This window comes from Paenibacillus phytohabitans (assembly GCF_013141775.1).
In the GTDB taxonomy this organism is placed as follows: domain Bacteria; phylum Bacillota; class Bacilli; order Paenibacillales; family Paenibacillaceae; genus Paenibacillus_AQ; species Paenibacillus_AQ phytohabitans.
Genome location: NZ_WHOB01000056.1, coordinates 1 through 6,639, shown reverse-complemented (window position 1 = coordinate 6,639; position 6,639 = coordinate 1). Strand labels below are relative to the sequence as shown.

General features: G+C 43.9%; 5 protein-coding genes. All 5 read right to left on the bottom strand.

Annotated elements, in window-relative coordinates; translation table 11 throughout:
• Positions 1-93 precede the first annotated feature (93 nt).
• On the bottom strand, positions 94-3,366 hold the full coding sequence (locus tag GC101_RS18045) for a DUF5704 domain-containing protein (RefSeq protein WP_171718365.1): 3,273 nt from the start codon (positions 3,364-3,366) through the stop codon (positions 94-96).
• Positions 3,367-3,378: 12 nt separating this feature from the next.
• Complete coding sequence (locus GC101_RS18040; RefSeq protein WP_171718364.1) at positions 3,379-4,683, bottom strand: S-layer homology domain-containing protein; 1,305 nt, start codon at positions 4,681-4,683, stop codon at positions 3,379-3,381.
• A 356-nt stretch (positions 4,684-5,039) separates the two neighbouring features.
• Positions 5,040-5,453, bottom strand: a complete 414-nt coding sequence (locus tag GC101_RS18035; RefSeq protein WP_039310509.1) for a hypothetical protein — start codon at positions 5,451-5,453, stop codon at positions 5,040-5,042.
• Positions 5,454-5,482: 29 nt separating this feature from the next.
• Complete coding sequence (locus GC101_RS36195) at positions 5,483-6,445, bottom strand: EndoU domain-containing protein (protein WP_246354391.1); 963 nt, start codon at positions 6,443-6,445, stop codon at positions 5,483-5,485.
• Positions 6,355-6,639 (bottom strand): hypothetical protein (locus GC101_RS18025; RefSeq protein WP_171718363.1); only part of this gene is annotated, 285 nt, incomplete at its 5' end. The genes GC101_RS36195 and GC101_RS18025, both read right to left, overlap by 91 nt.

Sequence of the window (6,639 nt, the reverse complement as noted above, 5' to 3'; positions counted from 1 at the left end):
TGGTCTGCAGGCGCTGGACTTCATTCTCGTTAAATATAAGCTTCGTTGACGCCATGTCCAGCCTCCCGCTTAACCCCACATTTTGTTTGCTCTTTATTTGCTCTGTCCCTGATAATCATTCCGTACAGAATAGTCTGATTCGAACATTATGATATCCCCTGAGGAAAATGAAAACATCTGCCCCAATTCATCGGTATCCCCCGCCATTTGACCTTCAATGGCCCACATATTAGCAATCGGTGCTTTATATCCGAGAACCCGTGTATTGGCATCCCCATTTTTCATCGTATAAATTTCGAATTTCACGAGGATATATCCCCCTCTCAAAAACTCCGGCTCATGCCCGTCCAAGGCTCCTCCATAGTGATTGGCGAGTGAAACAATACTAGTGCCCTTAGGGAGAATGTAAGGAGCAATCGGCAAATGATATTCTCCATACCAATGCTGTACACTCCGTACCGCCGTAACCGGATTCACAGAGGCTGGGATTACCGTGGGACCTACTAAAGTTCTGGATTTAAAAGGGAGTATCTCCAGGTTGTACCCGTTCCCTATTGTCGTTTTACGCTTCAGGTATAGCCTGTAGAACTTGGTCCATGAAGTCTCTGCCCGCTCTGCATCCGACAGAATATAGTTATATTCATAACTGGCCGCTGTAGACAGCTCGCCGGTTGGAACATTTCGCATGCTGTCTGCCAGACGATAGGTGCGCTTATAACTCAGAGTGTCCTTGGGCGAACCAACGCCGATCATTTTATTCGCAGTTCCAGAGATATCATAGTACAGATCCACAGGAGCCGGTGAGCCCCCATTCTTTGCAACAAACCAAAATGTAGGTTCAATCCGGATCCCCTCACCCGGCTCCCACAAATTCCCTATAGTCCGGAAATCAAATAAGAACGAATACCCGTTATGCGGAACCGTCTTTTGCTCGGCCGGATGGGAGCCCTTGCGGATCGGCAGGAACCATTGCTTGTGTCCATATAAGGCTGTTGGGTTTCCGTTCTCATCGTTCCCCCCTGTGTAGTACATGGCCGGGCTGTGATCGGTACTTCCCATCGCGGTACGGAACACCTTCTCAAACCTGAAGTCCCCGATATCCCATATGCGAAAATCAAACAGGCGTCCTACCACCCCTACATCAAAGCTATTCGAGGCACAATAATTATTGAGATCTCCGTTCCTGTTTACTTCACAGAGACCGGTTGGATCTGCAGGTGCGCCGTTAATGGCCCACGATTGCGTATGAACGGTATAATTGCCTTCATTCACCCAAGTGGGCATTGTAAAAGTCATTTCTGGCGTTCCGACAGGGATATTAATCCAGGTGCCTTCAGGATAGTACTGGCTGCCTTCAAACACACCAAACGGAAACTGTATCCTTTTATTCAGGGTATATTTCATGTAATCTCTGCTGCCATAACCCGGAATATTAAGATGTTGCCCGCTCTCCGTAAAATGAACGGTAAATGGCCGGTCCAGGATCAGCACCGTCCTTGTCAAGTCCGGGGACATCCGCTGATCATATGGCCGGTTGTCATCCGGAATAACAGAGTAATTGACCACAGGAGTATGAACTGTTATAGAATTAATGCCGTTTATTGCAAAACTTTTATCGGAGCCACCGTTCACATTCCCAGGGATCAGGTTGTAATAGATGGACCCGGAACTTAGTGTATTCGCCCGGTTCTGCAGTGTTGACCCTATCCAATAATTCGTGCCATATAGAACATTCCGATCGATCTGAGTTGGCGCGGGTAAGGCGGATGGGGCAGGCGCTGACTCCGGTACCTCTGTTTGATCCATTATGGTCATCTCATTAAAAACGACAGAATCATTATTCACTGTATTCTTGCCCACACTCGATTCTGCTTCACTTTGGAAAGCGGCAGTCTGGTTAGGAACTTGAGGCTCCGTTGTAGTTCCGGAAACCGTTTCCGGATCCAATTTAATGGGTTCGCAGGCAAATGGCCTTACGTGATCATCTACGTCCGTACTATATTCAGATGAAAGCGAAGGCTCTGTATATCCGGCAGGATTCAATTGTACGGAACCTCCCGGCAGCGCGTAATTGGATAACGTTGATTTGAAAAGCTTGTAGATCTCCAAATTGTCGATTTGCCAATAGGAATAGGGCCTTGTTACGGTTATATCCTTGGTTACGGTTTCCGGGCGTTCCTTCGGCTGGGCTGGGGTTCCAGCTGCAGGAGGCACACCCGCAGTGGCGGGTATAGTCCAAGTCAAGTTATACGTTTTCTGCACCTGAATTGTATACGTAACGGTTCCGGTCATATTCACAAACTGATATTGATGAAGATAATTGTTGGCCAGTACATTCGCATACAGGCTCTCTGTAGTTGGTATTCCCTGCGTAACATCAAACTGTTCGGCGTCCCTGTGGTCTGCACGAATAACACCTGACGCTGCAGGGTCAAGTACAGCATTTGATAGGACTGTTCCTTTTGACGGAGGATTAATTACCACGCTGCATTGTGGTGCCGGGTCTGTTGGAGGAGTTCCCTCATCTTCTTCATAAACGGCTATGACGTTGGTTCCCCCGAGATAAGTTGTGAAGTTACGCTCGGCTATAACACCCGTTACAATATGGTTCATATCGCTCAAATGATGTTTAGACTGTAAGTATGATTTAATTAATCTGTATATTTTACCATCTGCACCAGTAAGTGTTGCCTGAAGAGGAACCGTGATGGTCTGACCAGGTTTCCAGTTGTGTGATGGATCATCCGGATTGACCACAGCAGATTGAGAAATTAATTGTCCCGTGCTTTTTTTGAGCATTAAGGTAACAGGAAACTTTGGAGCGTACGTGACGTTACGATCATAATATTGTCTAAAATCATCAAGGTTTGCCCAAGATTCCGCACCTTTTATATGCTGAAGGTCAACAAAATCTCCACTTTCTGAGACAAGTACATTGTTGCTATAGTGCAGAACATGGAAAATAGCGGATAGATAAATGGTTCCTCCATATGAAATATCTTCAAGTCCGGCTTCCACTAGCGCTTGAGATACCATTTCTTCTGGAACTTCAAAAAAAGTTTGAACTTGTCCATTTCCGACGGGTACATCAGGACCTACTTGCTGAATCCGTATCTCACCATGAGTTCCTGATTGCGGGTCACATTGAGTACTAGTACACATTTCTGTCCGATGAACTGTAAACCCTACCGTGCGGAATTTGATCCCTGTCGTCGCCGCTGTGGAGGTTGTATCGAAGGCAAATGAGCCATCACTATTAATAATCATATTACTGGCAAAGATTTGACTCGGGAATATACTTATCAGTAGTGAAAAGAATATTAGGAGAATTAAGATTTTCGAGCAAAATCTCTTGGATATATTCATATATTTATCGCCTTAGTTTTTTTTGTGAATAATAGTGCTTAACTTAAATAGAGAAATATCAGAGCTTACTCTTTGAACGCCATCCTGCACATTTGTGCTAAGTTCAGTATTAGTATATCCGTAGTACCACTGGCCCTTTTGAAATTTACCGAGAGACTTGAGATTATCGAACTTTTGATGAGTATTAAAACGATCATCATCAAAAATATCTTTATATTCGTTATATTCCTTGATTCTAAAAGAGAATTGCGAACGCATAAAATAGCCGCCAATTCTTGAGTGAAATACCATTGAAGGCTCAACCACAAGTGAACCCTCTGTCACAATTTTATTCTTTTTCACCCAAGCTACATAAGCCATAACCTCTTCAAGCCGACTCCACTGATTCTTATGACTATATAAGTCAGTAGCCCATTTTCCGTCAATGGTCCTGTAATCTACATTAAGCAGGAGCTTGTAATATGCCTCAGCATTTTCCTTCCATTTCTCCATTTCCTTCTTATCCTGAATAAGAGTATCCGTTTTATACAATTCTGCTGGCGTGCTGATCTTAAATGCCGGCTCTGTTATTCCCTTGAAGGGAAGCTCCAACTCGTACATTTCATTCGGGTACTCTTCCAGTATGTATGGGAAATCCTTTGCGTTTTTAGGGAGATTCGTTGTGCGGATGGCTCTTCCCCACGGGTCTTTAGGAGCTTTCATAGCTTCTTGCGCATTGGCCACAGCCAGTGCATCGACAGGCAACGTTTCTCCTTGTAAAATACTTGAGATTCGCTCAATAACCGTCACGGTTTGTGCCCTAGTCGTTGTTCCTGTTACATTCAGTGCCCCGTTTCCCGTTCCCGACAACACCCCGTTCGAGGTCGCCATATACATATATTCCGTATTATCCTTTGCCGTTTTCCCGATGACACGCACTGCAATTCTGGCTAATTCCTGTCTGCTTAGAGGCGCATTCCAATCATCTGAGCTGAAATCCCCGGTTACATAGTAGCCTGATTCTGTCGCTGCCTTAACATAAGGGGTATACCAAGGGGAGGTTGTACTCGTATCTGAGGCTTGCCCCAGGGAACGAACCAGCATAGCTATAAATTCGGAGCGGCTCACTGTTTTCTCCGGCTGAAATGTTCCTTCCGGATAGCCTGACACATAGCCCTTCTGCACAGCAGCCAGAATACTAGCCTCTGCCCAATGTCCTGACGTATCCGTAAATGATGCAGCTGCAGGTGCCTCAGCTTGTTCGGCGTTGCCTACACCCGCAAATATACTAACTGCCAGAACTGCTGTGGATAAATAAAATAAAGGTCTTTTTTTCATAATATCCGCTCCTCATTTCTATCTTATTGATCATTCGCGATTCGTCCGCAAAGCAATATTTCATATGTAATTTATTACTTGCTATATAAGTTGCCTTTTTATTATCGGCTTTATTTTCCATATCATTTAGAGTTATCCAAAGATGTAGGATTCCTCTTCTGTTCCCACACAAAAAAACAGATCAACCATGGTGTTACCTGACCATAGTGGACCTGTTTATTGTAACGGAATAGCATTTTCAGGATTTGAAGTTAAACCATTTGATGTGTCTTTATACGGGTATTGTATGGACCAGTTGAGCCATTGGTTGAATGACGGGTTCATTCAGCATTGGCTAGTCCTCACAAATAATATCGTCAGCTTTGTATCTTTTCCAGAAAATCTTCAAATATTTTTTTTGTCGCTTCACCTGAATTGGGAATTAACTCATCAACCCTCTGTAGAATTGCAGGATTTTTTAAAATCAGTTTTTTACCTTCAGTACTTGTAAAACTTCTTAATGCATCAATACATATTTCGAATAACTCTTCATCATTAATAATCAGCAATTTCAACAACACATTCAATTCATCCATACTAGATTCATTATGCAAACAATATGCTAATTTTCTTTGCCACTCGATTGGCTTATTTAACGATTCACTTGACAATTCCTCCCAATCCCGTTGGGAGAATTTCACCAGCATCTCCTGCGCAATTGAAAACCCTTCATCATACCAATAATCATCTGAGAAATATCCTGAAAGATAGTCGTCAAATTCTCTAAACATTAAAAATCTCCTTTGGATCAGATTACAAGTTAAGGTGCTTTAAAACCACTTAGAAGTTGTGTAGCTCCCCCACCTGTTGGATAGCCCGATACAACATTGTCACCAATTTTAATAACTTCAACTTGAACACCATTAACAGTTCCTCTATGAAGTGTTGCACCATCCGAGACACGAACTCCAATAGGTGCTGTATTACCAGTATCTTTTATACTATTAATAATTTGCGAATCACTCCATGATTCTGGGAATAAAGTGCTTGTTTTAATGTTAGATAAATTACCATCAGGAAATTGAGTAGTAAACTTAATTTTTCTTGTTCCATCTACATTAACTGTTATTTCTTGAACTGCATAATTAGGATTTGCATTGTTGATTTTAGGAGAATGACCACCTATCAATTCATTCTTCGTAGGAAGTTTTCTTTGTCCATCTAATATTTTCTTCTCCATTTCTGAACTAATTATAGAAGAACGAACTTCACCCGTTCCCTCAGATACAGGAACATTTAGCTTCTTCACCCTGGACGCAGATATTTCACCCGCACCGGGGTGCAACGGAAGGCTTCTCTTTATCGTTACATTGCCGCGCATTCCTTCAATCCCTTGAAAACTGGCGACTACACTGCTAATGATTATACCATAGGCCTGCAGCTTCGATAATTTCGCACCGGTCCAGTAGTTGGTCCCGTCTTTTGCTGCGAGGATCTGCTCCTGCATGATATCAACGGGCACATTATCCAGATTAGATTTGATTTCTCCATTCCTGACGGCTTCTTGATACGCTATGGATGCTTGCGCCGCCTCCTGGTCCGTTATGCCATTTTTACTGAGTACCCATGTGTTTCCTATACGTGTTTTATTGTACTCCTCAAAGTTATATTTCTTCGCTCCGGTGTTGCTATTCAGTGCCAGCTGACGTTCCGCAGCTTCGATCTCCTCCCGCTTCGCCTCCAGCTGGCTTCGCGTATAGTTCCCAGCAGCACTCTTCTCCATCGCCAGCCGCAGCAGCAGGAGATATTCTTCATTATGTATGAGCGCGGTACACTCTCCGCCGTGATCGACGGATCATAATTGCAGGCCTTAACAGCCGGCTGCTTGAAATAGCCGCTTACATCCTTCCCTGCTTCATATTGAACCTTGGCTACACCTAGGGACGCCAGCTTCCGGCGTGCTTCCTCGGCCTGCGC